The sequence below is a fragment of the Enterobacter sp. Li2LvB3 genome (assembly GCF_056156645.1).
This window is the reverse complement of the sequence record NZ_JBSICG010000068.1, coordinates 1-568: the sequence shown is the minus strand read 5'-3', so window position 1 is coordinate 568 and position 568 is coordinate 1. Positions and strand designations below refer to the sequence as shown.

Genomic DNA, 568 nt, shown 5'->3' with positions numbered 1-568 from the left:
CAGCGGCCATTCATGCCATCCACTTCCCATCTCACACCTCCTTCGGATTTGCCAGGTAGCCGGTGGTATCACCCGTCGGGCGGCTGTTGGCGTTAGGTTTAATCACAATGCTCGGCTTCGTGAAATGCGCAGACGGCAGGGGCGCTACTGCTGCAAGCTGGCCGTGCTTTTGGCGCAACTCTTCAATCGGGCCAAAGTCCAGCGCACGCAGCGGGCAGGATTCCACGCAAATCGGCTTTTGGCCGTCGGCCACGCGAGTGTGGCAGCCGTCGCACTTGGTCATATGGCCTTTGGCGGCGTTGTACTGAGGCGCACCATACGGGCAGGCCATGTGGCAGTAGCGGCAGCCGATACAGACATCTTCGTCCACCACCACAAAACCATCGTCACGCTTGTGCATCGCCCCGCTCGGACACACTTTGGTGCAGGCCGGATCTTCGCAGTGGTTGCAGGCAATCGACAGGTAGTAGGCGAATACGTTCTGATGCCAGACGCCGTTATCCTCCTGCCAGTCGCCACCGGCGTATTCGTAAATACGGCGGAAGCTGACATCCGGGGTTAAGTCTTT

Annotated in this window: 1 protein-coding gene; it reads right to left on the bottom strand. The window is 59.2% G+C overall.

Translation table 11 applies throughout. From position 1 onward, the window contains the following. Positions 1-31: 31 nt before the first annotated feature. The coding region (locus ACS603_RS23440) for a DMSO/selenate family reductase complex B subunit (protein WP_474945020.1) at positions 32-568 on the bottom strand (537 nt) is incomplete at its 5' end.